This is a genomic window from Roseivirga sp. YIW32 (assembly GCF_057219245.1).
The window spans coordinates 779150-804810 of record NZ_JBXVVG010000002.1 but is presented as its reverse complement, the minus strand read 5'-3'; the positions used below and the strand labels follow the sequence as shown (position 1 = coordinate 804810).

The 25661-nt window shown below is 38.5% G+C and carries 26 protein-coding genes; 7 read left to right on the top strand and 19 right to left on the bottom strand.

What is annotated here, in order from left to right; all coding sequences use genetic code 11:
* Window position 1 precedes the first annotated feature (1 nt).
* The 19 genes from AC2D6U_RS12330 to cysC all read right to left on the bottom strand — a co-directional run bounded on the left by AC2D6U_RS12330 (window position 2) and on the right by cysC (window position 20126).
* Window positions 2–1144: a DegT/DnrJ/EryC1/StrS family aminotransferase gene (locus AC2D6U_RS12330; protein ID WP_484721290.1), complete on the bottom strand. Its 1143-nt coding sequence runs from the start codon at window positions 1142–1144 to the stop codon at window positions 2–4.
* Window positions 1145–1153: 9 nt separating this feature from the next.
* The gene (locus tag AC2D6U_RS12325) at window positions 1154–2443 is read right to left on the bottom strand and encodes an ABC transporter ATP-binding protein (RefSeq protein WP_484721289.1); all 1290 of its coding nucleotides are present in this window, start codon (window positions 2441–2443) and stop codon (window positions 1154–1156) included.
* Window positions 2444–2448: 5 nt separating this feature from the next.
* Window positions 2449–3285 carry an ABC transporter permease gene (locus tag AC2D6U_RS12320; protein WP_484721288.1) on the bottom strand — a complete coding sequence of 279 codons (837 nt, stop codon included), beginning with the start codon at window positions 3283–3285 and terminating at the stop codon, window positions 2449–2451.
* Window positions 3286–3393: 108 nt separating this feature from the next.
* On the bottom strand, window positions 3394–4596 hold the full coding sequence (gene lhgO, locus AC2D6U_RS12315; protein WP_484721287.1) for an L-2-hydroxyglutarate oxidase: 1203 nt from the start codon (window positions 4594–4596) through the stop codon (window positions 3394–3396).
* A gap of 3 nt (window positions 4597–4599) precedes the next feature.
* Window positions 4600–5580: an NAD-dependent epimerase/dehydratase family protein gene (locus AC2D6U_RS12310; protein ID WP_484721286.1), complete on the bottom strand. Its 981-nt coding sequence runs from the start codon at window positions 5578–5580 to the stop codon at window positions 4600–4602.
* A 42-nt stretch (window positions 5581–5622) separates the two neighbouring features.
* Window positions 5623–6798, bottom strand: coding sequence for a hypothetical protein (locus tag AC2D6U_RS12305; protein ID WP_484721285.1), 1176 nt, complete (start codon window positions 6796–6798; stop codon window positions 5623–5625).
* Entirely contained in the window at window positions 6798–9341 is a 2544-nt protein-coding gene (locus AC2D6U_RS12300) for an SLBB domain-containing protein (protein WP_484721284.1), read from the bottom strand. The genes AC2D6U_RS12305 and AC2D6U_RS12300 overlap by 1 nt, the downstream gene beginning before the upstream one ends.
* 5 nt (window positions 9342–9346) lie before the next feature.
* The gene (locus tag AC2D6U_RS12295) at window positions 9347–9856 is read right to left on the bottom strand and encodes a UpxY family transcription antiterminator (RefSeq protein ID WP_484721283.1); all 510 of its coding nucleotides are present in this window, start codon (window positions 9854–9856) and stop codon (window positions 9347–9349) included.
* Window positions 9846–10316, bottom strand: coding sequence for an ArsR family transcriptional regulator (locus AC2D6U_RS12290; protein WP_484721282.1), 471 nt, complete (start codon window positions 10314–10316; stop codon window positions 9846–9848). Before AC2D6U_RS12290 ends, AC2D6U_RS12295 begins: the two co-directional genes overlap by 11 nt.
* 344 nt (window positions 10317–10660) lie before the next feature.
* Complete coding sequence (locus AC2D6U_RS12285; RefSeq protein WP_484721281.1) at window positions 10661–11791, bottom strand: DegT/DnrJ/EryC1/StrS family aminotransferase; 1131 nt, start codon at window positions 11789–11791, stop codon at window positions 10661–10663.
* Window positions 11788–12762 (bottom strand): Gfo/Idh/MocA family protein, encoded by a 975-nt coding sequence (locus tag AC2D6U_RS12280; protein ID WP_484721280.1) that lies wholly within the window; start codon window positions 12760–12762, stop codon window positions 11788–11790. Before AC2D6U_RS12280 ends, AC2D6U_RS12285 begins: the two co-directional genes overlap by 4 nt.
* Entirely contained in the window at window positions 12762–13331 is a 570-nt protein-coding gene (locus AC2D6U_RS12275; RefSeq protein WP_484721279.1) for an acyltransferase, read from the bottom strand. Before AC2D6U_RS12275 ends, AC2D6U_RS12280 begins: the two co-directional genes overlap by 1 nt.
* Window positions 13332–13415: 84 nt before the next feature.
* Window positions 13416–14474 carry an NAD-dependent epimerase gene (locus AC2D6U_RS12270; RefSeq protein ID WP_484721278.1) on the bottom strand — a complete coding sequence of 353 codons (1059 nt, stop codon included), beginning with the start codon at window positions 14472–14474 and terminating at the stop codon, window positions 13416–13418.
* 12 nt (window positions 14475–14486) lie between these two features.
* Window positions 14487–15755: a nucleotide sugar dehydrogenase gene (locus AC2D6U_RS12265; RefSeq protein WP_484721277.1), complete on the bottom strand. Its 1269-nt coding sequence runs from the start codon at window positions 15753–15755 to the stop codon at window positions 14487–14489.
* Window positions 15756–16505, bottom strand: coding sequence for a 3'(2'),5'-bisphosphate nucleotidase CysQ (gene cysQ, locus AC2D6U_RS12260; protein ID WP_484721276.1), 750 nt, complete (start codon window positions 16503–16505; stop codon window positions 15756–15758).
* On the bottom strand, window positions 16502–17743 hold the full coding sequence (cysN, locus tag AC2D6U_RS12255; protein ID WP_484721772.1) for a sulfate adenylyltransferase subunit CysN: 1242 nt from the start codon (window positions 17741–17743) through the stop codon (window positions 16502–16504). Before cysN ends, cysQ begins: the two co-directional genes overlap by 4 nt.
* A 158-nt stretch (window positions 17744–17901) precedes the next feature.
* Window positions 17902–18255 carry a four helix bundle protein gene (locus tag AC2D6U_RS12250; protein WP_484721275.1) on the bottom strand — a complete coding sequence of 118 codons (354 nt, stop codon included), beginning with the start codon at window positions 18253–18255 and terminating at the stop codon, window positions 17902–17904.
* Window positions 18256–18319: 64 nt separating this feature from the next.
* Complete coding sequence (gene cysD, locus AC2D6U_RS12245; RefSeq protein WP_484721274.1) at window positions 18320–19225, bottom strand: sulfate adenylyltransferase subunit CysD; 906 nt, start codon at window positions 19223–19225, stop codon at window positions 18320–18322.
* Complete coding sequence (cysC, locus tag AC2D6U_RS12240) at window positions 19218–20126, bottom strand: adenylyl-sulfate kinase (RefSeq protein ID WP_484721273.1); 909 nt, start codon at window positions 20124–20126, stop codon at window positions 19218–19220. Before cysC ends, cysD begins: the two co-directional genes overlap by 8 nt.
* A gap of 21 nt (window positions 20127–20147) precedes the next feature.
* Here cysC and AC2D6U_RS12235 point away from each other — a divergent pair, with 21 nt between their 5' ends.
* From AC2D6U_RS12235 to ccsA (AC2D6U_RS12205), 7 genes are all read left to right on the top strand, one after another.
* Entirely contained in the window at window positions 20148–20816 is a 669-nt protein-coding gene (locus AC2D6U_RS12235) for a heme exporter protein CcmB (protein ID WP_484721272.1), read from the top strand.
* A gap of 302 nt (window positions 20817–21118) precedes the next feature.
* On the top strand, window positions 21119–21226 hold the full coding sequence (locus tag AC2D6U_RS12230; RefSeq protein WP_484721771.1) for a four helix bundle protein: 108 nt from the start codon (window positions 21119–21121) through the stop codon (window positions 21224–21226).
* Between the two features lie 94 nt (window positions 21227–21320).
* The gene (gene ccsA, locus AC2D6U_RS12225; RefSeq protein ID WP_484721271.1) at window positions 21321–21983 is read left to right on the top strand and encodes a cytochrome c biogenesis protein CcsA; all 663 of its coding nucleotides are present in this window, start codon (window positions 21321–21323) and stop codon (window positions 21981–21983) included.
* 4 nt (window positions 21984–21987) lie between these two features.
* Complete coding sequence (locus AC2D6U_RS12220; RefSeq protein ID WP_484721270.1) at window positions 21988–22245, top strand: CcmD family protein; 258 nt, start codon at window positions 21988–21990, stop codon at window positions 22243–22245.
* A 24-nt stretch (window positions 22246–22269) separates the two neighbouring features.
* On the top strand, window positions 22270–22698 hold the full coding sequence (locus tag AC2D6U_RS12215) for a cytochrome c maturation protein CcmE domain-containing protein (RefSeq protein WP_484721269.1): 429 nt from the start codon (window positions 22270–22272) through the stop codon (window positions 22696–22698).
* Between the two features lie 17 nt (window positions 22699–22715).
* Entirely contained in the window at window positions 22716–23069 is a 354-nt protein-coding gene (locus tag AC2D6U_RS12210) for a four helix bundle protein (protein WP_484721268.1), read from the top strand.
* Window positions 23070–23072: 3 nt separating this feature from the next.
* Entirely contained in the window at window positions 23073–25619 is a 2547-nt protein-coding gene (gene ccsA / locus AC2D6U_RS12205; RefSeq protein WP_484721267.1) for a cytochrome c biogenesis protein CcsA, read from the top strand.
* Window positions 25620–25661: the final 42 nt, after the last annotated feature.

Here is a 25661-nt window from a genome sequence, read left to right as displayed (position 1 = left end):
TTTATAGTTTTTTAAGACAGTTAATTACATAGTCATAATCATCCTTCCCCATTTTATTATGTAATGGTATAGCCATGGATAAATTATTGCATGACTTTGCTCCGGGGTAATCATCTTCCTTTAAATCATATTTTTTGGCATAATAGCCTAACATATGTACTGCATGTGTACCTGGTCTAGTTGATATACCTAATTTTTGAAGCCTTTCCATTATTTCATTTCTTGAATAGGGCGCTTTAGATTCATCTACCATTGTAACAAAGCTTTGCCACCCATGCTTATAATCATTATGAATTTCAGGAAGAGTTAGCCATTTGATATTTTCAAGTTCTCGCTTATAATATTTAGCCCAATGAAACCTTTCATTAATGAACTCATCCAATTTACTTAATTGAACTATACCTATTGCTCCTTGAATATCTGTCATTCTATAGTTGAAACCACATACTTCAAATTCAGGAAGAATATATGGTCTTGGACCGTTGTGTCTTTGCTCCTCAGAAACAGATGCACCATGGTTTCGTAGAATTGATAATTTAGCAGCTAAATCTGCATTTTGAGTTGTTATCATGCCACCTTCGCCAGTAGTTACTGATTTTCTAGGGTGGAATGAGAAACATCCCATTGTTCCTAACCCTCCTGCAGGAACTCCTTTGTAGGCAGATCCAGTAGCACATGCTGCATCTTCAATTATAGGTATGTTGGGTGCAATTGTCTTTATTGAGTCAATATCCGCGCATAATCCAAATAAATGAACTGCAATAATTGCCTTAGTCCTTTCAGTTATTAACCTTGATAGTTTTGATGGATCAATGTTAAATGTAGATGTATCTACATCGCAAAAAACAACTTTTGCCCCTTGATATTCTACTACATTGGCTGTAGAAACCCAGGTAAATGCAGGAACAATCACCTCATCTCCAGGCCCAATTCCTAATGTAACTACTGCAAGATGTAAAGCAGTTGTAGCACTAGTTACCGCAATTGCATTTTTAACATTATGCCTAGCTGCAAAAGCCTCTTCAAAACCTCTCACTTTTGGGCCCGAAGTTATCCATCCAGTCATTAACGGCTCTCTAACAGCATTCCATTCTTCTTCACCGAGAGACGGTAAAGAAATTGCAACTTCTCTTTTGTGCATCATTCTAATAATTTAAATCTGATCAATTTTCCAATTTGAACGGGGCTTGACATAACCATGTACGGTAGGCCATGGATAATCTAATCCTTTATTATTAGATTCTTTTAAAATCCTAATAGTACTAACAGCCTCAAGAAAGTCAATATTGGATCCTGAATTGAACCTAGACAAAGAAACATTGAAAGAATATTCTCCAGGCATCAACAATTCATTAAGTTTAATTTCAAATCGATGTTTTCCCTTAGATAATGGAACTGGCTTATAATTTTGTTGAGGAGTCAACATGGCAATTGTTTCTCCATAAATACTCATTATATAAACCCCAATAGAAACATCTTGAATTGTTTGATAAGCCTCAAGTTCAACTATAAAATTAATTTCTTCACCAAAGAAAAACTCCTCTCTTCCTTCCTTTTCGAAATTACAAGGCATGAATCTAATAAACCTCATTTCTCCAGTTCCGCTTAAACTAAGAGCAGAAGAAATATAACCATCCTTGGATCTTTTTGGTGAATATGTACTTAAATATTCTGCTATGATATCAGGAGTATTGCCAACGCTTACGATTGAGCCCTTATCCAAAAATATGGACCTATTACATAATGCCTTGATACTACTCATATTATGACTCACAAAAAGTATAGTTCTTCCAGTACCGTCGCCTATCTCATTCATCTTACCAAGGCATTTCTTTTGAAAATCTGCATCACCCACAGCCAACACCTCGTCTACGATTAAAATATCAGAGTCAAGGTGTGCAGCGACAGCAAAGGCCAATCTCACATACATACCGGATGAATATCTTTTAACGGGTGTATCGATGTATCTCTCCACACCTGCAAAAGCCACAATTTCATCAAACTTACGTTTGATTTCCTTTTTTCTCATACCAAGAATAGCCCCGTTTAGAAAAACATTATCTCGGCCTGTAAGTTCTGGATGAAATCCTGTACCAACCTCTAAAAGACTTGCGACTTTACCTTTTATTCTCATTTGCCCAGTAGTGGGTTGGGTAACTTGAGATAGAATTTTGAGCAATGTGCTTTTGCCAGCACCATTGCGTCCAATGATGCCAACAGTTTCTCCTTGATAAATATCAAAGCTAAGATCCTTTAAACTCCAAACTATATTACTTTTACCACTTGATGATCTGTCATTCTCCTCACCAATTTTTAAATAGGGATCTTCCTTTCCTCTTGACAATGCCCACCACCTTGACAGGTCCGATGAAAAAGAACCTGTATTAAAAACACCTAGTTGATAAGCCTTAGAAATTTTGGATAAACTAATTGCCTTTTCCATTTAGATCAAATTGTATCTACAAATGACTTCTCCGCTTTGCTAAATGCAAAAAAGCCTACCATTAAAATAGTAATAGTACTTAAAACCATATAGCCAAAATACCATGAAGGAAAACTTCCGGTTCCAAAAAAAGAGAACCTGAATAATTCAATAGGGAATGTTAGTGGGTTAAGACAAGCTAAAGTATAATAAGTACCTGAGACACTAGATAGGGGGTAAACCACAGGAGTCACGAAAAGTCCCAACTGTAAAGCATAACCCAATAACATTGATAAATCTCTATACTTCACCGAAACAGCAGTAACAAATAATCCAATGCCAAAAGCTTGAAGCGAAATAACTGTTATGATTAAAGGAATTAAAAATAGCCTAGCAGTGAGTTCAACATTATCTGAAAAGGTGAGATAATAAAGAAAGATTGAGAGGACCATTATAATCTGTATTCCAAGCTTAATAAGATTGGAAAAAACTATACTGATTGGCATTATCAGTCTCGGAAAATATACTTTACCAAAAATTGATGCATTTGACTTCAAAACATCAGATGTCAACGCAACAGTTTCTTGAAAATAAGACCATATTGTTACACCTGTAATGTAGAATAATGCAGGTGGAATACCATCTGTAGATAATCCTGCAACCTTTCCAAAAAGGAAAAAATAAACAAGAGCACTTGAAATAGGCTTTATAAAAAACCAAATAGGACCAAGTACTGTCTGCTTGTAGAATGAAACAAAATCTCTTCTTACCAAGAGGAAAAGTAAATCACGGTAATTCCAAATTGATTTAAAACTGGATCTACCCTTACCTTTATCAGCATCTAAAACTATATCCCAATCCATTTCACTCTTAAATAGTACCCCCTCACAACAATATTCTATACACACATTGAATCCCAAAAACTAGCGCAACTACATCATAGGGAGATTTCAAATTGCGTGAATCTAAAATCATTTTAGTTCTGATAGGTAATTATTAATAATATAATGAGCAATGGCTAATGAAGAAGTTGCACCTGGTGATGGAGCATTTATAACATGTACCTGATTACCAGATCTTTCAATACTAAAGTCCATGTTAAGTCTGCCATCCATTTCCATTGCCTGTGCCCTTACTCCAGCATTCCCTTTTTGCAGCATTTTCAATTCCAGGCCTGGCATCATTTTTCTAGCCTTCCTCATAAATGCATCTTTAGATAAAGATGAATAAAACTCTCCAATTGAGAATCGAAAATTCTTGGCTACAAAACGTAGAAGCCCCGGGTAAGTCAAAGTTTCTATAGAATCTTTGAAAGAAAAAGCTCTGTTGGTATATCCTTCTCGTTTTAAGGCCAGAACTGCATTTGGGCCTACTTCTCTTTCTCCCGAAACCATTCTTGTAAAATGAACGCCTAAGAAAGGGAAACTCGGATCAGGAACGGGATACACAAGATGATTAATTCTGTTTTCAAACTCTGGTCTAAAACTCAAATATTCTCCTCTAAAAGGCACAATCTTCAACGGAGGTCTATTTCCACTTAGCTTTTTAAAGAGTCTATCTGTAAAAAGACCTGTACAATTTACTAGGTAGTCCGTTGAAAATATATTGGTTGATGTTTCAATTCCAATTTTCCTTGAATCAGTTGCTGAGATACCCTTTACTTCACAATTAAGATGAAATTCTACACCTCTTTCCTGAGATTTCTCTTTCAGAACGCGCATTACCTCTTTATAATCAACTATCCCCTCCTCAGGAACCAATAAAGTTTTCTCACCCAAAACATATGGCTCTCTTCTTTGAAGTTCCTCTTTACTTAGAAACTTTAACCCTTTCAAGCCATTCTTTATGCCATTTTCATAAAGAGCATCTAACCTTTGAGATTCTTCTTTATTAGTTGCAACTACAACTTTACCACAGATATCATGAGGCACGTCAAAGTCTCGACAAAATTGGGTCATTCGTTGAATGCCATCGATGGCCAAATTAGCCTTCAAGGAGTTTGGCTTATAATAAAGTCCACAGTGAAGCACCCCGCTATTTCTTCCTGATTGATGCGCTCCTACACTGTGCTCTTTCTCCAAAAGCCTAATTTTTAGACTTTTTTCAGACAAACTCAGGTTATAAGCTACTGCTAAACCAACTATTCCCCCACCTATTATTGTAATTTCTTTCAAAATTTAGCCTTTATCAAGACCTGTTTCAATTCTCCAATCGATTAATTTTTGAAGACCTTCTTCCAAACTATATTTATAGGTAAATCCAATTTCTTCTTCAGCCTTTTTCTTACTTCCGATCCTATTTTGAACCAGAGCTCTCGCATCATGTTCAGAATAAGGATTATATTGTACTTTCAGGTCAGAATTCTTTAAGGCAAGAATAGTATCACATAATTCCTTGATTGAAGTCTGTACTTCTGTGCCAACATTATACATTCCGTAAGATCTATCGCTTTTTAATGCCAGAACATTACAACGAGCCACATCTTCCACATATATGAAATCATATGACTGACTACCATCTCCATTAATTATTGGTGCTTCATTTGCCTCAATCTTATTTAGCATTATTGGTACAACGCCTGTATATGCTGCAGTTTGATCTTGGTGTGGTCCGTAAACATTCATGTATCTCAAACCAATAACTTCAAGTCCATATCGATCATTAAAAGCCGTGCACATGGCTTCACCTGCAATTTTAGATGCACCGTAGAAATTCTTATTATTAAATGGATGATCTTCAGTCATTGGTAATTCAACAGCGTCTCCATAAACAGAGGCTGAGGAAGACCAGATGAGCTTTTTAATATTGTTTTTTACACATGCCTCAAGTATATTAAATGTACCAGCAATATTGACATCAAAGGCTGTTCTTGGAAAGTCTTTGCAGTGCAAGAGCCACATAGCGGCTAAACTGATGACATAGTCTTTTCCTTTCATGGCTTCATTAAGGATATCTACCTCTCTTATGTCTCCACCAATTGGATAGATAGAACACCTTGAGTCTTCTAATTGCTCTGAGAGATAAGCAGCTTGACCTCTTGCAAAATTGTCATAAACAACTACTTCAGCTACATCTTCCTTCAAAAGTTCAGAAACAACAAAGCTACCTATGAAACCCGCACCTCCAATGACTAGAATTTTTGAATCTTTCAATTCCATTTCTTAAATATTTATTGACTTATTGATTTTATATTAATTGAACTAAACATTGACTTCTTCGAACTTTTCTTTGATTAAACTGATAATCAAAAATCCAGTAAAAGCTATAGCTATGAAGATTCCAAAAGCAACGCCATATAGAAGGTATCGAATGATACTAGAAATGTTTATACCTCCCTCCTGATCAGGTCTATTCGGAACAAATGCTGGCTCCGCAATATCATAAAAAGGTGTTTGCTTGATCAATTCAATTTTGGACATTTCATACTCATTCGCCAAACTAGAATATATACTAAAGTAAAGTTGATAATCCGAGCTCAATCTTTCCAATGTCGATTGAACCTTGGCCGAAGGGTTACCTTTATTCTTATCGCGAAAATTCGCAAGCTCTGCTTGACTAGCAATAAAGTTCACTCTAGCCGTATCTAGCTGACTTTTGATTAACTTTACATTCCTCTGTTGTTTTGCCGTTTTAAGCTTGGTAATTTCTGTAACCAAACTTTCAAAAACCACATTGTTCAATCTAGTGCTAACCTTGGCCTCGGGCATTTTCGTTACAATAGTTATGAATCCGGTACCTTCAACACTTACATGTGAAGAAAGCGCCTGAATCAACCCAAGCTCCACCTCAGAAATTGTATTTAAAGTATCTGGAGCATTAACCACATTTTCATTCCCTCCTTTATCATTGTCATTACTTCTAAAAAGACCTTCGATAAAATCAGGTATTCCTTGGAGCTTACTTATCATTCTACTCCAAGCCGTAGAGCTGTCCATTGCACCAATGTATTGGCCAATAGTAATAGATTCTCCATATTTCTCAGAAAATATTTCCTTTTTTAATAATTTTTGCCGAAAAGGCACATTGTCTAGTAACCCTGGAAATGACTCTATACCGACGCTTTCTCCTTTTTGAATGACTGGAAGTTGACCCTCGAGCAATCCTTCAAACCCTGTAGATTCCATCATCTTGGGAGGTGTACCACCTTCAGGTATAACTACCGAAGTAGAAGTAAAAATTACTGGTGGCTTCCTTGTGCTCATATAAATTCCAAGAAGCAAAAAAAAGACTATAGTATAGGCAATTACTCTCCAAAAAGACCAGAAATATTTAAGCGCCTCTAAGACCGAAATCTGCTCCGTTTCTACAACTCGTGCAATAAAGAGATACTTTTTACCCGTCTTTATTGCCTGAAAAATCTTCATTAAATTCTTCATCAATTATTATTTGTGACTGCTTCTATGAGTAAGTAGGTGGAGATTGTCGTTGTAATCAGTGCAATTATTCTTTCAAAATTTAAAGGTGGTGAAGGAGGTCTTTCCGGAATGATAATTCTTGAGTCTGTTTCCACCTTAGGATAGGTTTTAAAGAATAGGAATCCCCTCACCCTCTTGACTTCTCCATTACTGTATTCTATAAAAGCTCTTTTCTTATCAGATCGTCTCTTAAAGCCACCCGCAGTCTCTACATAATCCAAAAAGGTTTTCTCCTCTCTAAATATTGCCTGAGTTGGACGAAATACATTTCCATCTATCTCAACCAAAGAAGATCTTGGAGGTAAAAACAAGATATCTCCTTCGAGCAAAGTAACATTATACTGAGAATTGGCATCTTGAAGAATCTCCTCATAGGAAAGTCCTATTTCCAACAATTCCGTTACTTTACCGTCAACAATAAAGGATTTAGATAGCTGAAAATTATTGAGAACGCTAATACTGTCTTGTCCTGATCTGTCTGTAGTTCCGAATTGTCTAATCGCCAATTCGCGTTCTTTTTCTAATTTATTGAACGCACTATTAGTAGCATCATATTGCAATTTTGAGACTGATCCATCAAATCTTGGGTCATTGATAAAATCCGTAATGGACTCTTTCCTTTTGTAGATCGAACTATCTGACTCCTCATCTAAAGTTTGGACTCTTCTGTATAATTTAAGTCCATTCAAGTTTGCTGTTCTCAAAAAGCCTCCTGCCCGCTCAACAACATCAGAGACTCGTGTTGCCCCAGGATCGATCACGTATTCTCCACTTTTTAAAATTTCTCCCCGAATAAAAATCGTGTTTTTAGTTCTTCTATTAGGATTATTTCTTACGGTTATTCTATCCCCTAATTCTAATTGAAAATCATCTAATACTCCAAAATCATCTATCGACTCAGGAATTGTTATATTGATAAAATCATTACCCAAATTTTGAACGGTTGATTTTATTCTAGCGATCTCTATGTTCCCACCAAAAGCGGTAGCCTCAATTCCATCAGACAAGATCAAAGCATCCAATAAGGTCATGTCCTCATAATGAGGCAGCTCGCCTTCTCTTTTAACTGCACCATCTATGCTAATGGTGCCAAGTTCTGCTATGATTATTCTACTTGGCACGAATATCAAGCTTCGCTCAGCGATCTCTATAGATTTTGGATCGACATCGCTCGTATTAATAGACTTTAAAACATGATCAAGATCAGATTCGACCTGAAAAATAGTAACTCTTTGTTGAGCAGCATCTTCTCTCAAACCTCCAACCTGATCTAAAACATCTTGTAATGTCATGCCTTCTTTAAAAGTTAAGATTCCAGGCTTGCGCACTGCTCCTGTAACTTCGACTCTATCGAGGATATAGTCCTGTGCAGTCACAAATTCAATTAGATCACCATTTTTCAGTTCATTGAGGTCAAAGTTCGTACCAATGGATTTGGCAAATTGGCTATTCCCAGTGAGCCTTTTTAGAACAAAAGTTGAAGTATCAGCTCCAGGCTCAAAACCTCCGGCTAAAGAAACCAGATCGTTTAGGTTCACTTCAGACTTGAGCTCATAAATTCCTGGATTCTTTACAGCACCTGCCAACTCTACCCTTGATTCATAAGTAGGTAGAACGACTACATCCTGATCTTTAAAAACAAAAGACTGATCAATATAGCCCTTTGTAATAAAATCATAAAGATCAACTTCTTTGATCAGTCGATTAGACCTAAATATCCTTACATTTCTCAGCGTACCATTAGACGTAGGGCCCCCAGCGCTGTATAAGAGGCTAAAAATTGTAGATGTGGAAGGAATGGAATAATAACCAGGATTATCAACTTCTCCAAGTACGGAAACAGTGATCGAGCGTGCATTTGTCAATGAAAGATCCATAAAGACATTTGGATTTTCACCTCCTAGACCGGCGTGAATTACTTCTAACTTTTGCTTTATCAATGATCTTGCAGCATCAAGCGAAAGGCCAATCAAAGAGAATGGCCCAACAAAAGGCAGTCTGACCTGACCCTCTTTATCAATTGATAATGTATAATTGGTATCCGTTTCACCATAGAGTACAACACTTAATGCATCTCCTACTCCCAATTCATAATTACCAGGGGTAGGGAGATAATTAAAACTTGTAAAATTGAAGCTATTTTCAAACAGTTGTAGCCCAAAGATCTTTTGTTCAAAGGTGTTTAAATTTCCAGAATAATCATTCGCAATCTGCTGTTGTTCTAAAATTCTAAGTCTTTCAACAATTCTTGCAGATTCTTCAAATGTATAACCACTATTCTCAAGAAGGACAGGTACCGTTCTTAAATTATAACCTCTCCTTTTAGCGTTCGTCCAAAAGGCATTCAATTGTTCTTCAGATAAGAGTTGGATCTCACCATTGATCTGTCTCGCATCTACAGCTTGGGCCACCAAGCGATTCTCGGAACCGACGAAAATATAGAAAACAAGAATTCCTAGAACTAACTTGGAAATCCGTTTAAAAAAGAAATTATAAACGTTCATAAATATCAACTCAATGTCTTCAAATGATCTTTACTTAATTCGGCGTGAATATACTGACTTATCGCGTCTAAATATAATCCAACTGTATTTCCTTTGATCTTGTAAATAACACCTTTGAGGCCTTTCAATAAACCTCGATTGACTTCAACAAAATCTCCTTGTGAAAGATCCAAATTTGCAGATGAACTCGCATTTGGAAATTCCCCAATGAATCGTCGAATCAACTCTATCTCTTTATCCGGGATTCTCACAGGTTTCTTTAACCAAGTAACTGAACTTACGATACCTTTGTCCTTTAATATAGACAAGCATTCATCCTCGTTTACTTTAGCAAAAATATAAGAGGTAAAAAGTGGCTCTTTGACCTTCTTCTTTCGATCGGACCATTGTTTTAAAATCGTGCGCGTCGGACAATAAACCGTAAAACCGTCTTCCATAAGTCTTTCGGCTGACTTTTTCTCGCTTCTAGGCTTTGTGTAGAAAGCTGTCCAATATTTATCTACATCACTCTTCATTCCAAAGCAGCAATAATTCTGAGGGATCGGAGGCTCTTTTTGCGAATTCCTCTTCACTATATATTAGGTATTGAATCTTCTTATCAATAACATTTTCAACCTTATCCACCAGTCTGGTAAGGTATTCTCGATCTGGATCACCCACTAGAATAAGACTTATTTCATTTGTGCTTTTGCCCTTTGCAAGATCACCTGTTAAGTATACCACATTTAAATCACCGAGGTTAACGATGACCCCCTCAATGATCTTATCCAATCCAATTTGTTTAAGCACTATGCCTCTTACTTCCTTAAAAAGAGGGAAGCTCTGGTTCACTTTGAAAATTCGCTTATTCCCAACATTTTCAGAGCTTATCATTCCGGCACCTTCAAGCCTATTCAGCTCCACTCTCACTGAGTTTGTGCTTTCTTCAAACTCTTGCGCTAAGCCTCGCAGATGTCCACCAGTATTCGGATTCAAAAAAAACTTAAGCAGCAGCTTAATTCTAGTTTTGGAAGAAATTAATGCTTCTAACAATGTTCTATTTGATTTTTTACAGATGAGCTGACTTGAAAATTCAAGACAGAAAAGCATGAGAAATTATCAAATTTACCCATAAACAAATTGCCACAGCTTCGCCCGGTCAGTCACAAGGACCTAGCGTCAATGAGTTACAAATTTACTCATTATTGATAAACTAAAAACTAAAATTGGCATAAATTGATAAGGAAAATATCTTGATTTGCAATTCATGTATTGCGTAATAATAAACACTGGCATAGAATCAGTACGGACCTTATACCTTAGTCCTAAGACCAATTTAACTAAGCCCTAAACGACAGAATACTTTGAATAATATACTTTTGCTGCTCCTCATCCATTTCAGTATGAATTGGAAATGAGATCACCCTTTTACATAGGTTTTCCGTATTCGGCATATCTCCTTCCTTATAACCATAATAGGCATAGGCCTTTTGTAAATGATTTGGGACAGGATAATAGATCATAGAAGGAATCTCATAGGAATTCAGATGGTCAATTAAGGCCTGGCGATCAATATGATCTGCAAGCTTAACTGTATACTGATGGTAAACATGTGAACTAAAATCAGACTCAAAAGGTGGTGCGATCCAATCCGTTTGCTTGAATGTATCTGTATATTTCTGAGCAACTTGATAACGCGCATGATTATATTGATCTAAGTGTCTCAACTTTACCTTCAGAATGGCCGCTTGAAGACTATCCAATCTTGAATTAACACCTATCGAATCGTGATAATATTTTTTGGACTGACCGTGATTAGCGATCATCCTCAATTTGATTGCCAAGTCATCGTCATTTGTCATGATAGCCCCACCATCACCATAACAACCCAGATTTTTTGAAGGGAAAAAAGATGTCGAACCTGCATGACCGATGGTACCTGCTTTCTGAACGCTACCATCGGAGAAGGTGTACTCTGCTCCAATAGCTTGAGCTGTGTCTTCAAAGACTTTTAGATCATGTGAATTGGCTAATGCTAGCAATTGCTCCATTTGTGCGCATTGTCCATATAAATGTACAGGAACGACAGCCACTGAATTACTGGTTATCTTCGCCTTTAAGTCCTCAATATCAATATTAAAAGATTTGGGGCATACCTCCACAAAAACTGGCTTTAATCCAAGTAAAGCAATTACTTCAACGGTGGCCACATAAGTATAAGATGGAACTAACACCTCGGCACCTTTGGGAAAATCATATGCCATCATAATGATCTGAAGAGCGTCTGTACCGTTGGCACAAGGAATGACATGCTTGACGTCTAAGTACGACTCCAAGTCAGACTGAAACTCTTTTACTACAGGCCCATTGATAAATGTGGCAGAATCAAGGACTTTGTTCAGTTCTTCTTGAACTTCCTGTTTAATATTTTCATATTGACCAATTAGGTCAACCATTTGAATTTTACTCATGATTTTGGATAGAATGGGTGATTACTAGGTGGTAACTTAGCAAGAGGATGGTATTCTCCTTGCAGTCCTTTGGGCTTACTATGCCTGATATTGTGAACGATTTCAATGGCTTTCCTCGCCTCGTTCAATCCAAATCCATTTCCATTGATGATCTCTTGGTAAGATGTGGTATGCAGGTCTGTAAAGCCACCACTAAATTCTATTTCCTCACCTTCAATCTGAATAGACCTGAAAGTTCTTTGTCCTTTAGCTTTTATCTCATCTGGTAGGACATCCTCGTTGATTGATAGAAACCATCTCACCCTAGCCTTTTCAAATTCCAAATATCCGGCTGCTCGGTCATGCTCATGCACATGAACTGCATTCCCCTTGATGTCGCCAAATAACCATCCCAACATGTCGTAAAAATGCACACCTATATTAGTAGCGATGCCTCCAGACTTCTCAATATCTCCCTTCCAGGACGTGTAATACCAGCTTCCTCTTGATGTCAGATAGGTGAGATCAACATCATAGATCTTATCATTAGGACCATTATCGATCTTTCTTTTCAAATCGATAATACTTTGATGAACCCTTAATTGAAGGATATTCCAAACTTTCTTTCCGGTTTCTCGCTCAATAGATTGTAGCGCATCTATATTCCAAGGGTTCAAGACTAGAGGCTTTTCACAAATAGCATCAGATCCAACCCTCAGCGCAAATCGAATGTGCGCATCATGCAGATAGTTTGGAGTACAAATTGAAGTGTAATCGATCTTAGTACCATCCTGATGCTTGAGTTTCTCAATATGCCTATCAAATCTTTCAAACTCAACAAAGAAATCAGCATTGGGAAAATAAGAATCAATTACCCCAACACTATCAAACTTATCGACCGCAGCAACCAAGTTATTCTGTGTTTCTTTAATTGCTTGCAAATGTCTTGGAGCGATGTAACCGGCCGCCCCTATCAATGTAAAATTTTTCATTATTTTTTCTTAACTACACCATTTATGAGCTGATATTCTTCACCAGACTCTTCACAAACAGCTAAACCGTTTTCATCAAAATTTAATCTATGCCCAAATTCACTCATCCATCCGATCTGTCGAGCAGGATTTCCTACAACCAAGGCATAGGCAGGTACCTCTTTAGTCACAACCGTACCGGCACCTATAAAAGCGTATTCTCCGATATCGTGACCACATACAATAGTAGCATTTGCCCCAATACTTGCCCCTTTTTTAACGATCGTTTTGGTGTACTGACCTCTTCTGTTGACACCACTTCTTGGGTTGATCACATTCGTGAACACCATACTTGGGCCCAAAAAGACATCGTCTTCACAGATAACGCCAGTATAAAGGCTCACGTTATTCTGGACTTTGACATTCTTTCCTAATTGGACACCGGGACTAACCACAACGTTCTGTCCAATATTACAATTTTCTCCTAAGATGCAGTTGGACATGATATGGCTAAAGTGCCATATTTTAGTTCCATCACCAATCTGACAGTCTTCGTCAACAACAGCTGTTTCGTGAGCAAAATATCCCATCACTAATTATTTAATATACAAGTACCTAAGCGACAATATGAATTCGTTCATATAAATGGCAAAAGAAATAAATATCGTTAAACTTTATCCCAATTCTTCAGAATAATATTCCTTAAACCAGTTGACGAAACTTTTAACTCCGACTTCCAGTGATGTTTCAGGTTTGTAATCTATTGTCCTAATCAAATCATCGACATCTGCATAAGTGGAGACGACATCTCCGGGCTGCATGGGGAGATATGTCTTCTTGGCTTCAATACCTAACTCCGACTCTATCGTTTCTATAAAGCTGAGGAGGTTTACTGGAGCGTTTTTGCCAATGTTGAATAGTCTATATGGAGCATTGGCAAACAGACCATTTTCACTTTTTCTTTCCTCCTGATTTTTTGGCGGATGCTCGATAAGCCTAGTGAGCCCTTCAACAACATCATCTATGTAGGTAAAATCCCTAGACATCTTACCATCGTTGAAGACTTTTATCTCCTTACCCCTTAGAATGGATTGAGTAAATGAAAAGTAAGCCATATCAGGTCTTCCCCATGGTCCATATACTGTAAAGAATCTTAACCCCGTTGTAGGTAGTCCATATAGATAACTATAAGTATGTGCCATCAATTCATTGCTCTTCTTAGTTGCGGCGTAAAGACTTATTGGGTGATCCACATTATCAGTTGTGCGAAAAGGTTGGGTTTTATTTAGACCATAAACAGAACTGCTAGATGCATACAACAGATGACCAATTTTATGGTTTCTGCACGCTTCTAAAACATGAAGGAAACCCACCACATTACTATTTATGTAGGTCTTGGGGTTTTCCAAGCTGTATCTAACACCAGCCTGAGCCGCGAGATTTATAACTTTGTCAAACTTTTGGAATTCGAATAGTGAATTTAAAGCGGCATCGTCTTCCAATGCAATTTTGATGAATTTATAATTCTCAAAAGTGTTACTTGCAACCAACTCACCATATTTGATCTTTCCTTGAATCCCACATTGAGCTAACCTATCCAATTTTAGCGAAGGATCGTAGTAGTCATTCAAGTTGTCAAGCCCAACAACTTCATATCCTAGACCTACCAACCTTTGGCTTACATGAAACCCGATAAAGCCAGCAGCACCGGTAACCAAGATCTTTTTGGACATGATTAAGCAATTCTAAAGACGTGCACTTACGATATCCCTTGGCAGAACAGCCTTGACATCATAAATGATTTTATCTCTCACAGCAGACCAATCAAAAGAAAGAAATTCGTTGTGTGAAACTGCCAAGATAATTGAATCATAATCATCCATTTTCAAATCTTCAATAAGATCAAGGTTCAGTTCAACTTTCACTTCATTTTTATCTGCCCATGGATCATAAACATCGACCAAGACTCCATAGTCATGTAGCTCTTCGATAATGTCAACGACTCTAGTGTTTCTAATATCTGGGCAATTTTCTTTAAAGGTTATCCCCATGATAAGACACTTGCTACCACTGACCCTTAACCCTTTTTGAATTAAAAGTTTTACCAGCTTGGAGCCGATAAATTCACCCATGGCATCATTTACCTTTCTTCCACTAGAAATAACATCAGGAAAGTAACCTAAGGATTCTGCTTTTTGCTTCAAATAATAGGGATCTACTCCTATACAATGACCACCGACTAACCCTGGCTTATACTTCAAGAAGTTCCACTTAGTCCCTGCCGCTTCCAAAACATCATTCGTGTCAATACCAATTCTATCAAAAATGAGTGCCAATTCATTGACAAAAGAAATATTAATGTCTCGTTGTGCATTTTCAATTGCTTTTGATGCTTCAGCAACTTTCATATTCGGTGCCAAATGCGTACCTGCTTCAATGATTTTGTTATAGAGAGCATCAACCCTCTCTCCAATCTCAGGAGTACTTCCAGAAGTCACCTTTTTAATGGTTCTCAAGGTGTTCGTCTTATCCCCTGGATTTATGCGTTCAGGTGAGTATCCGCAATAAAAATCTGTATTGAATTTAAGGCCTGAAGCTTTCTCCAATTCTGGAACGCAATCCTCTTCTGTACAACCAGGATAAACCGTAGATTCATAAATAACCAGGTCTCCTTTTTTCAAAACACTCCCAATCATTCTTGAAGATGACAACAATGGAGTAAGATCAGGATTATTATTTCTGTCAACAGGCGTCGGAACGGTAATGATATAAATATTGCAAGAGGCGATCTCCTCTAAAGTAGAAGTGTTGTACAACCCTTTATGACCAGGGGAACTCAATACGCCTTTCAGTTCATCTTCTTCAACTTCAAGTGTATGATCTTTTCCATCATTCAACTCTTTGATGCGTTTTTCATTAATATCAAACCCTACCACTTCATTTTCCTGTGCAAACGCTACAGCGAGCGGTAAACCGACATAGCCTAAACCAATTATTGCAATTTTATCGTTCATTTAATACGCCTTAAAAAAAGGATTTAGTAAAAATTTTTTATTATAAATGAGCGGATGACCTTTTAAATCTACCACCTTACCATGGATTGAGTTGAGAATCGCCTGACTCGCAGCGGTGTCCCATTCCATTGAAGGCGCAAATCTAGGATAAAAATCTGCATTTTGCTCAGCTATTGCCATGAATTTCAGAGAGCTACCGATTGTAATCAGTTCAAAATCATCCAAAGTGGCCATAAAAGACCTTGTTTCATGATTCATATGCGATCTTGAAGCCACTACTCTTAAGTTCTTCTGCTTCGGATCGAGAGGATTTAGTTTAGCTAAATTTTTATCATTGACCCAAGCTCCTTTCCCCACCACCCCGTAAAATTGTTTATTCAGTACAGGTGCTTCCACAACACCTAAAATTGGTTTCTGATCCCTAACTAGGGCAATATTGACTGTAAACTCTCCATTCTTTTTGATAAATTCTTTTGTACCATCCAAAGGATCAACGATCCACAAATATTCCCAGTCTTTTCTGATTTCATATGGAATTTGACTGCCCTCCTCACTAAGAATAGGTATACCTGTCTTCTCTAAGTGATTAACAATAGTTCGATGCGCTTCTTGATCAGCAGCAGTCAATGGAGAATTATCCGACTTGGCCTCAATGGAAAAATCACCTGAGAGATAAATCTTCATAATAGCTTCGCTTGCTTCTGCCGAAGCTTTGCGAGCCAATTGTAAAAGCTGATGCAAATTCATCATATGATCATACCCGCAGCCACGGTCTCGTTGGTAGCTTCATCTATTAAGATCAGCGATCCTGTCATCCTATTCTTACGATAGCTGTCGAATAGCAGTGGTTTGGTAGTTCTAAGATTCACTTTGATGATATCATTCATTCCAATCTCATCGTATTCTTCTTGTCGATGTAAAGAATTGATATCTAATTTATATTGAATGGTTTTGATCATGGCCTTGACTTCATTAGTGGCATGCATCAATGTATATTTGGTACGTACCTTTGGTCCGGTTTTATTGAACCAGCATAGCATGACCTGAATGTCTTGTGTCATCTGCGGTTGATTGTGTGGACGAACGATCATATCCCCACGGCTGATATCAATCTCATCCTCTAGAGTGACGCACACACTCATAGGTGCGAAAGCTTCCTCCACTTCCCCATCCATGGTATCAATAGATTTTATTTTGGAAGTAAATCCAGAAGGTAATATGGCTACTTCATCTCCTTCTTTGAAAACTCCACCTGCTATTCTGCCTGCATAGCCTCGATAATCATGGAAATCATCATTCTTTGGTCTAATTACCGTCTGCACAGGAAAACGACAATCTATGTGATTGTAATCACTTCCAATATGAATGGTTTCCAAGGTATACAGTAAGGTTGAACCTTGATACCAAGGCATATGCTCAGACTTATTGACCACATTGTCTCCATTCAATGCTGAGATCGGTATAAATCGAATATCCTTGACGTCGAGCTTAGCAGCAAAGTCCTGATACTGAGACTTGATGCTTTCAAAAGCTTCCTCGCTGTAATCGACCAGATCCATTTTATTCACACAAACAATGATATGAGGAATCTGAAGGAGGGATGCAATAAAACTATGTCGACAGGTTTGTTCTAACATACCCTTTCTGACATCGATCAATATCAAAGCAAGATTGGCAGTAGAGGCGCCAGTAACCATATTCCTCGTGTATTGAATATGCCCTGGCGTATCAGCTATAATGAATTTTCGCCTGGGTGTTGCAAAGTATCGATAAGCTACATCAATGGTAATTCCCTGTTCTCTCTCATCTTTCAATCCATCAGTAAGTAATGCTAGATCTTTATGAGAGAGTCCTCTTTTTCGACTTGAACTTTCAATTTGATCCAATTGATCTTCAAAGATCGATTTACTGTCGAAAAGGAGTCTACCAATTAGGGTGCTTTTCCCATCATCTACGCTTCCCGCGGTGGTGAAGCGGAGGAGTTCCATATTTAAGTAGCTATTGGCTCTTGGCTGTTGGCTGTTGGCTTTTGGCTGTTGGCTGCTGGCTGTTGGCTGTTGGCTGTTGGCGATTGGCTGTTGGCTGTTGGCTGTTGGCTGTTGGCCTTTTGTTTGCGTTACATTCAGATTATCTAGTTCCTCACTCATCAATCCTTAAGTTTACTTCTTAGTGCATTTAATTGTTTTAGTAATGAATCAAGTTTGGTTTGAAAGGATATTAGCTGATCAATCTTTAGTAGTTCTAACCTTTCGCAAAGAATTAATTGAGATTTCACTTCAAAACCTGATCCAATAGCGATCTCAACAAAACGACAAAAATCTTTTTGAGAAGAACGACTTGATCCCTCGGCTATGTTAGAGGAAATTGAAATACTAGCCCTTCGTATTTGACTGACTAATCCAAATCTCTCTTCCTCAGGTAATTCAGAAGTCAGCCTGTAGGCTTCAACCGCTATTTCTAATGCCTCGTTCCAAACTTTATATTTTGTAAAATCTCTCAATTGATATTCTCATTTAATTCCCTGCCAATGGCTAACGGCTAAAAGCAAATGGCCAAACTGTCCATTAAAAATATCCTTCTTTCTTCCTATCCTCCATAGAGGTTTCTGAACGCTTGTCATCCGCACGATTACCTCTTTCTGTTTGACGGGCTGCCGCGACTTCAGCAACGATCTTTTCCAGTGTGTCTGCCTCAGACTCAATTCCTCCAGTAATGGTAATGTCTCCCAAGGTCCTAAACCTGATACGCTTTTTGACAACTATTTCTCCTTCGCGTAAAAAGATATATTCCGAATTAGGCAGCCAAGTATTTTTTCTCCAAATCACTTCTCGTTCATGTGCGAGATATAGAGAAGGAATTTTGATTTGTTCTAATAAAATGTACTGCCAGACGTCCATTTCAGTCCAATTGGAAATTGGGAACACTCTAAAATGCTCACCACTGTACTTCTTCCCGTTAAAAATGTTCCAAAGCTCCGGTCTCTGATTTTTGGGGTCCCATTGACCAAAATCATCTCTGTGCGAAAAAAAACGCTCTTTAGCCCTTGCCTTTTCTTCGTCTCTTCGGGCTCCTCCCATCAAGGCATCAAATTGATGCTCTTCGATGGCATCTAATAGGGTTGTGATCTGCAACCAATTGCGCGAGGCATCCTTGCCTGTCTCCTCGCGTACTCTTCCTTTGTCGATCGAATCTTGAACAAGGGGAGTAATGAGCTCTGCTCCAATCTCCTCGACCAAATTATCCCTAAATGCTATGGTTTCATGAAAATTATGGCCAGTATCAATGTGTACTAGTGGAAAAGGAATATTGGCCGGATAAAATGCTTTTCTTGCCAAGTGAGTCACCACGATCGAATCTTTCCCACCAGAAAATAGAATTCCCGCTTTTTCAAATTGGGCATACACTTCTCTGATCACGTAGATCGCCTCCGATTCGAGTTCCCTCAAATGGGTCAGGTTGTATCTAGGCATGGGCGGCACAAGATATTTTGGGTAAAACAATTTCCATTAAATACTGAAGAGACTCCTTTGTGTCTTCTTTATTCGATTTTATCCGAAGATCAGGGTTTATAGGAGCTTCAAAGGGCGAGCTAATTCCAGTGAAATTCTTAATCTCACCTTTTCGGGCCATCTTGTAAAGTCCCTTTACATCTCTTTTTTCACAAACTTCCAATGGACAATCTACAAAAACTTCCACAAAACGTTCATCACCAACCAAAGCTCGAACCATCTCGCGATCTTTTTTCAATGGAGAGATAAAAGAACATAAGACGATAAGCCCAGAATCTAGAAACAATCTGACAACTTCTCCAACGCGTCGAATATTTTCTACTCTATCTTCATCAGAAAAAGCTAGATCTTTACACAATCCTTTGCGCACATTGTCACCATCTATTGCGTAAGTTTTAAAACCCATTTTATGCAATTCAATTTCTAGTAAATTGGATAGCGTTGACTTTCCAGACCCAGATAAGCCGGTGAACCAAACAACAAGAGGCCTTTGTTGGAGCAAAACTTGTCTCCCGTTAGCATCAACCTTAAAAGATTGATGTTTTATGTTATCTGAAACTTCTTTTCCCCTAGACATCCTTTTCTTACGCTCCTTTCTTCTATCGATGCCAAAGTTAAACTTATACCAAACTCTTTCATGGAAATAATACAAGATCATTTTGGTGATCACCTCTGCCGCACCGATTTGAAGACCAGTCATTGGGCTGCCGGAAATGATCCATGCCAATAACATAGTGTCTGCAGTGCCTAATACTCTCCAAGTTAGCGTTTTCGCTAAATGTCTTTTTCTACTATCTGCCATTAAAAACACTTCCATATTTATCACCTTATAATTCCTATGGAGTATTAATGCGGCAAACATATGATATATTTGAATCACCTAATGAATCTTTCACAAACATATGACCTAGTTCGCAAGGAAATACTTCTCGAATGGCGGCAGAAATATGCCATCAATGGCATTCTGCTCTATCTCGCTTCAACCATTTTTGTCTGCTACCTGAGTTTTAACATAAAAACAGGAACGATACAACCTGTGACTTGGAATGCGCTATTCTGGATCATTGTGTTGTTTACAGCAGTAAACTCAATTTCTAAAAGCTTCATTCAAGAAAGAGAAGGTCGATTGCTCTACTATTATACCTTGGCGCAACCTGAGCAGATCATCATTGCTAAGACCATTTATTACAGTGTTTTAATGCTCATTTTAACCATTACTGGCTTTCTGCTTTACAGCTTCGTGATGGGAAATCCGATCCAAGACCTTTTCATATTCTCAGTCACCGTTGCGCTAGGGGCTGTTGGTTTGGCGGCATCACTTACGATGATCTCAGGTATCGCTTCCAAAACACCCAATAGCAGCACGCTAGTGGCTGTTTTGAGCTTTCCAGTTTTGATCCCATTGCTACTGCTACTGATCAAATGCTCAAAAAATGCCATAGATGGAATAGAAAGAAGCCTTTATTATGATGATCTCCTGATTCTAGCAGCCATAAATGCCATTGTGGTTACCATTTCATATATGTTGTTTCCATATTTATGGAGGAGCTAAAGGCCGCATATTCTTTTTCTGAAAAGACTGAATTAGGATTCCTATAAGAGCACATCACTCTAAAGACGAACTAAAAAAGAACGTCACCCAGAGTGAAATGCAATGGAACGAAGAGTCTCCCGAATAGATTGCTTCTTAGTATGTAATTGCATACATCGAACGTTTTGAAAAATTATTTCTAAAGAGAAATACATCAAATAATAAGGAGGGTTTGAGATTCTTAGGTCGTACCTCCCTCTGAATGACGGCATGGGAATGAAAGACGACCTATCGACACATTTTAAGTCACTTCTCTAGGTTTAATAACAGGTGACAAAGATTACATAAGATTCTTGGAATACGCTCTTGGCTCATGTTTTGAACTAGAAACTCAACTAATTCTATCTTTCATTTATCTTTGTTGCCAATAAGCAGTTTTGATTCGATGTTATGCGATATAAATATTGAAATAAAAATGCTTCATAAACTCATAAAGGCCATTGGCCAATAGCGAAAAGCTTGAAAATGAAAAAAGTCTGGTGGAAGATATTGACCGTCATTTTACTGACCTACAGCATTCTTGGTGCTTTGCTATTTGATGCGCCACGTTTGGCCATCCTCAACGAAACCATCAGAAACCTGCACTTCCATGTCACCATGTGGTTCGGTATGATCATCCTGCTGACCACATCTGCGATTTACGCTATCCGGTACTTAAGAAGTACAGACCTCAAACATGATGACTTTTCCGTGGAGTTTGCGAATGCAGGCGTTCTGCTAGGAATCTTAGGCATCACCACTGGAGCTGTTTGGGCTAACTATACTTGGGGTGAGCCATGGAGCGGCGACCCAAAACAAAATAGTTCCGCCATCGCCTTATTGATCTATTTTGCTTATCTGGTGCTTCGGAACTCCTTGGAAGACCCAATTCAAAAAGCACGGGTGAGTGCTATCTATAATATCTTTGCTTTTGCCGCACTGATTCCTTTATTATTCATTCTTCCCAGAATGACCGATAGCTCCCTTCATCCGGGCAATGGAGGTAACCCGGGGTTCAATGCCTACGATCTTGATAGCCGCTTAAGGCTAGTATTTTATCCGGCAGTGATCGCTTGGACCTTATTGGGCGTTTGGATCGTTTCACTAAGAGTAAGAATTAGAAGGCTGAAAGCAAACATTGAAGATTAATCACATGAAAAGAATACTATTTGTCTTAACACTATTTCTAACCCTCAACTTTGGCGCCATTGCTCAAGATAAGTATGAGATCACAGATGAAGACTACAGCAATACGAACATTGAAATGGCAGATATGATGAGGTCAAATGGTAAGATCTATGTAGTGGTTGCCGTAGTAATGGTGATCTTTGCCGGTCTGATCCTATATCTGATTCAAACTGATCGGAAAATTACGAAACTAGAAAAAGAGGTTTTCGTCAATAAGTCTTAATAAATCATAACTTGAACATTATTTTTGGCCAAAGCAAAGGAAGAGGAGATGAAGAAATCGAGTATCATAGGTCTAATTGTCATTGCGATCGCCATTGCGGTCATCGTTTCAACTAGAGAAAATGCAAGTGAATATGTATCCTTCGATGAAGCATATTCTATGTCAAGCGTCGGGAATGCCAACTCCATTCATGTGGTTGGAGAACTGAAAAAGAATTCCAATGGCGAAATTGTGGGAGTAAATCCCAGTGCAGATCGACTTTCAGTGAATTTTGTCCTAGTTGATGATCAACAAAAAGAAGAGATCGTTTACCTCAATCAACCCATGCCATCTGATCTGCTACGTTCTGAAAAAGTAGTGGTGATCGGTGGCTATAAGAATGATAAGTTTGTTGCGGATAAGGTCTTGTTGAAATGCCCTTCTAAGTACGAAGAAACGACGATTAAGCAGTAAGGACCTAGGGAATAAGGATGAAGGGGTTCAGGAGTCTGATAGTTTGGCAAAAGTCTCATCAATTGGCATTGGACATTTTCCGCGTGACTAAAGATTTTCCTACAACCGAGCAGTATACATTGACTGCTCAATTAAGAAGAGCGAGCCTTTCGATTCCTTCCAATATTGCGGAAGGAACAGGAAGAAAAAGTCAAAAGGAACGTAAGTATTTCTTCAACGTTGCCATGGGTTCTGCTCATGAAACAGAATACCTATTGACTTTCTCTAATGATTATGGCTTAATTTCGAACAAAGTTTTCACTCAAAACATTGGAGTGATCGAAGAAATTAAGTCAATGCTATTTGTATTAATGCGAAACCAAAACCCTTAAACCTTGCTCCTTAACACTATACATACAGGGATAGGAAATCTCGGCCATTTATTAGTCATCATCTCTTTTATTGGTGCCATCATCGCCGCGGTCGCCTATGGAAAAGCATCCTTGAGCAATGAACTCAATAACTCCTGGACCAAGTTTGGTAGAATCAGTTTCTTAACCCATGGATTGGCGGTACTTGGAAGTGCAGTCGTCTTATTTACGATCATTTATAACCATTACTTCGAATACCATTATGCGTGGAGTCACTCTTCTGTAAATTTGGCTACGCATTACATGATCGCCTGTTTTTGGGAAGGTCAAGAAGGTTCTTTTCTAATTTGGTCAGTTTGGAACGCCTTGCTCGGCTTCATCCTCATCAAAACGAATAAGAAATGGGAGGCTCCCGTGATGACGGTTTTTGCAGCAGTGCAGGCTTTCCTAGCTTCAATGATTCTGGGCGTAGTCATCGGTGATTTAAAAATTGGAAGTTCTCCTTTTATGCTGCTGAGGGATGTGATCAACGACCCTGTTTTTCTCATCAACCCTAATTTTGTGCCTGAAGATGGAACCGGGCTCAATCCTCTCTTGCAAAATTACTGGATGGTGATTCATCCACCAATGACCTTTTTAGGTTTCGCCTGTACCTTGGTTCCTTTCTCATTTGCCATTGCGGGACTATGGAAAAGAGACTTTAGAGATTGGATACGTCCGGCACTGCCATGGACCATCTTTGGTGGGGTGATCTTAGGTACTGCCATCATCATGGGTGGATATTGGGCTTACGAAACCCTGAATTTCGGAGGCTATTGGAACTGGGACCCTGTTGAAAATGCTGTTTACGTTCCTTGGTTGGTTTTGATCGCCAGCATGCATACCATGATCGTATTCAAGAAAAGCGATACAGCCTTAAAGACATCTTTTGTCCTTGTGATTTCAACTTTCTTGTTGATCCTTTACGCTACTTTTTTGGTCAGGAGCGGAATTCTTGGTAATGCCTCGGTGCACTCATTTACCGATCTTGGTCTTTCTGGTCAGCTCTTGATCTATCTTTTCTTCTTTATCATCGCCACCGTAATCATCGCTGGAAGGGTTTGGAAAGAGATTCCGACTTCTGAAAAAGAAGCTTCAACCTACTCAAGAGAGTTTTGGATATTCATCGGTGCCTTAACCCTTTGTTTAATGGCTTTTCAGGTCATTGTGCCTACATCCTTCCCTGTTTTTAACAAAATTGTGGAGCTATTTGGCGGCCTGTCGAGCTTAGCGCCGCCAGCTGATCAGGTAGCTTTTTATTCCAAATGGCAAGTTTGGTTCGCTATAGGTATTGCTTTCCTTTCCGGTACTGGACAATTCTTTTTCTGGAAGAAAATGGACAAGGAAAAGCTGAAAGCGGCATTGACCATTCCAGTCATCATAAGTCTACTGCTTTCCGCGATCATATTTATGTTAGCTGATATTCATAACCCAGTGTACATCATTGTCCTACTGGCAGGCGTCTATTCTATCGTTTCAAATGGCAAGATCTTGATCGATCTGATGAAATCGGGTAGCTATAAACTGACTGGTGGCTCTGTGGCACACATAGGCATTGCCATGATATTGATCGGTATTATGTTCTCTGAAGGCTATTCAAGAATTGTATCAAAGAACACAACGATCATCAGCCGTGATTTTACTGAAGAGCAAAATTCCAACATGATCGTGCTCTTCCTCAACGATCCAAAACCAATGGCAGGCTACCAACTCACTTACAAGAGTGAGAATGTAGAAGCTGAAGGAATTCCGGGATTTATTAGTAAATCGAACTTAGTAGATACCGAAGCGCCTCACTACAAGGTAGCAAAACAAGAAATTGTAGTTGATGGAGAAATCTACGCTAAAGAAGGAGATACCCTTTACTTCAGAAATCCTGAAAACACCTATCATGAGGTGCAGTATGTTTCTAACAAGACAGGAAGGACATTTACGCTTTATCCTCGCACTCAGGTGAATGAAGAAATGGGCAGCACCATTGTTTCACCTGACATTAAAAAACTTTGGAATCGTGACCTTTATACTTTCGTCGCCCTGCAGTCTGACTTTGAAGATGAATTCACTGAATGGAGTGAAAAAGAGGTCAAGCCACTTCAACAAGGAGAACAATTCTTCATCAATGATTATGTTGCCGTTTTTGAAGGCTTAGAAAGACTTCCTAATGTGAATTTTGTAGATCTGGGCCCTAATGATGCTGCGGTGCAAGCCAATATTTCAGTGTATGCAGAAAATGACAAGCGCATTGTGTTGCAACCAAAATTTATTATTAAGGACAACAATGTGGGGAGACCTGTTGAACTGAATCAAGAGATCGCAACACGAGTGACATTAGAAAACATCAATCCAACTGACGGCTCTATTGATCTTGGTATCGAAACCACCCAAAAAGACTGGATCATTTTACAAGCCATCGAAAAACCTCAGATCAATATTTTGTGGATAGGAACAATTGTCATGATCATTGGCTTCATCATCGCCACAAGAAGAAGGTATGTGGAGTTTGTGAAAATGAGGAATAAAGGCTTAGCCTAAACACTTACATTATTCTGAGTCGCTCATAAGTCAAGAATTCAT

Excerpts from the sequence above, each read along its gene's own strand:
- AC2D6U_RS12285 (WP_484721281.1), bottom strand. The coding sequence starts at position 11,791 with ATGAGTAAAATTCAAATGGTTGACCTAATTGGTCAATATGAAAATATT.
- cysN (WP_484721772.1), bottom strand. The coding sequence starts at position 17,743 with ATGGAACTCCTCCGCTTCACCACCGCGGGAAGCGTAGATGATGGGAAA.
- AC2D6U_RS12270 (WP_484721278.1), bottom strand. The coding sequence starts at position 14,474 with ATGTCCAAAAAGATCTTGGTTACCGGTGCTGCTGGCTTTATCGGGTTT.
- AC2D6U_RS12275 (WP_484721279.1), bottom strand. The coding sequence starts at position 13,331 with ATGGGATATTTTGCTCACGAAACAGCTGTTGTTGACGAAGACTGTCAG.
- AC2D6U_RS12235 (WP_484721272.1), top strand. The coding sequence starts at position 20,148 with ATGAATCTTTCACAAACATATGACCTAGTTCGCAAGGAAATACTTCTC.
- AC2D6U_RS12310 (WP_484721286.1), bottom strand. The coding sequence starts at position 5,580 with ATGGAATTGAAAGATTCAAAAATTCTAGTCATTGGAGGTGCGGGTTTC.
- AC2D6U_RS12295 (WP_484721283.1), bottom strand. The coding sequence starts at position 9,856 with ATGAAGAGTGATGTAGATAAATATTGGACAGCTTTCTACACAAAGCCT.
- cysC (WP_484721273.1), bottom strand. The coding sequence starts at position 20,126 with ATGTTTGCCGCATTAATACTCCATAGGAATTATAAGGTGATAAATATG.
- AC2D6U_RS12320 (WP_484721288.1), bottom strand. The coding sequence starts at position 3,285 with ATGGATTGGGATATAGTTTTAGATGCTGATAAAGGTAAGGGTAGATCC.
- cysD (WP_484721274.1), bottom strand. The coding sequence starts at position 19,225 with ATGCCTAGATACAACCTGACCCATTTGAGGGAACTCGAATCGGAGGCG.
- ccsA (WP_484721271.1), top strand. The coding sequence starts at position 21,321 with ATGAAAAAAGTCTGGTGGAAGATATTGACCGTCATTTTACTGACCTAC.
- AC2D6U_RS12300 (WP_484721284.1), bottom strand. The coding sequence starts at position 9,341 with ATGAACGTTTATAATTTCTTTTTTAAACGGATTTCCAAGTTAGTTCTA.
- AC2D6U_RS12325 (WP_484721289.1), bottom strand. The coding sequence starts at position 2,443 with ATGGAAAAGGCAATTAGTTTATCCAAAATTTCTAAGGCTTATCAACTA.
- AC2D6U_RS12265 (WP_484721277.1), bottom strand. The coding sequence starts at position 15,755 with ATGAACGATAAAATTGCAATAATTGGTTTAGGCTATGTCGGTTTACCG.
- AC2D6U_RS12210 (WP_484721268.1), top strand. The coding sequence starts at position 22,716 with ATGAAGGGGTTCAGGAGTCTGATAGTTTGGCAAAAGTCTCATCAATTG.
- AC2D6U_RS12305 (WP_484721285.1), bottom strand. The coding sequence starts at position 6,798 with ATGAAGAATTTAATGAAGATTTTTCAGGCAATAAAGACGGGTAAAAAG.
- AC2D6U_RS12280 (WP_484721280.1), bottom strand. The coding sequence starts at position 12,762 with ATGAAAAATTTTACATTGATAGGGGCGGCCGGTTACATCGCTCCAAGA.
- cysQ (WP_484721276.1), bottom strand. The coding sequence starts at position 16,505 with ATGATGAATTTGCATCAGCTTTTACAATTGGCTCGCAAAGCTTCGGCA.
- AC2D6U_RS12330 (WP_484721290.1), bottom strand. The coding sequence starts at position 1,144 with ATGATGCACAAAAGAGAAGTTGCAATTTCTTTACCGTCTCTCGGTGAA.
- AC2D6U_RS12220 (WP_484721270.1), top strand. The coding sequence starts at position 21,988 with ATGAAAAGAATACTATTTGTCTTAACACTATTTCTAACCCTCAACTTT.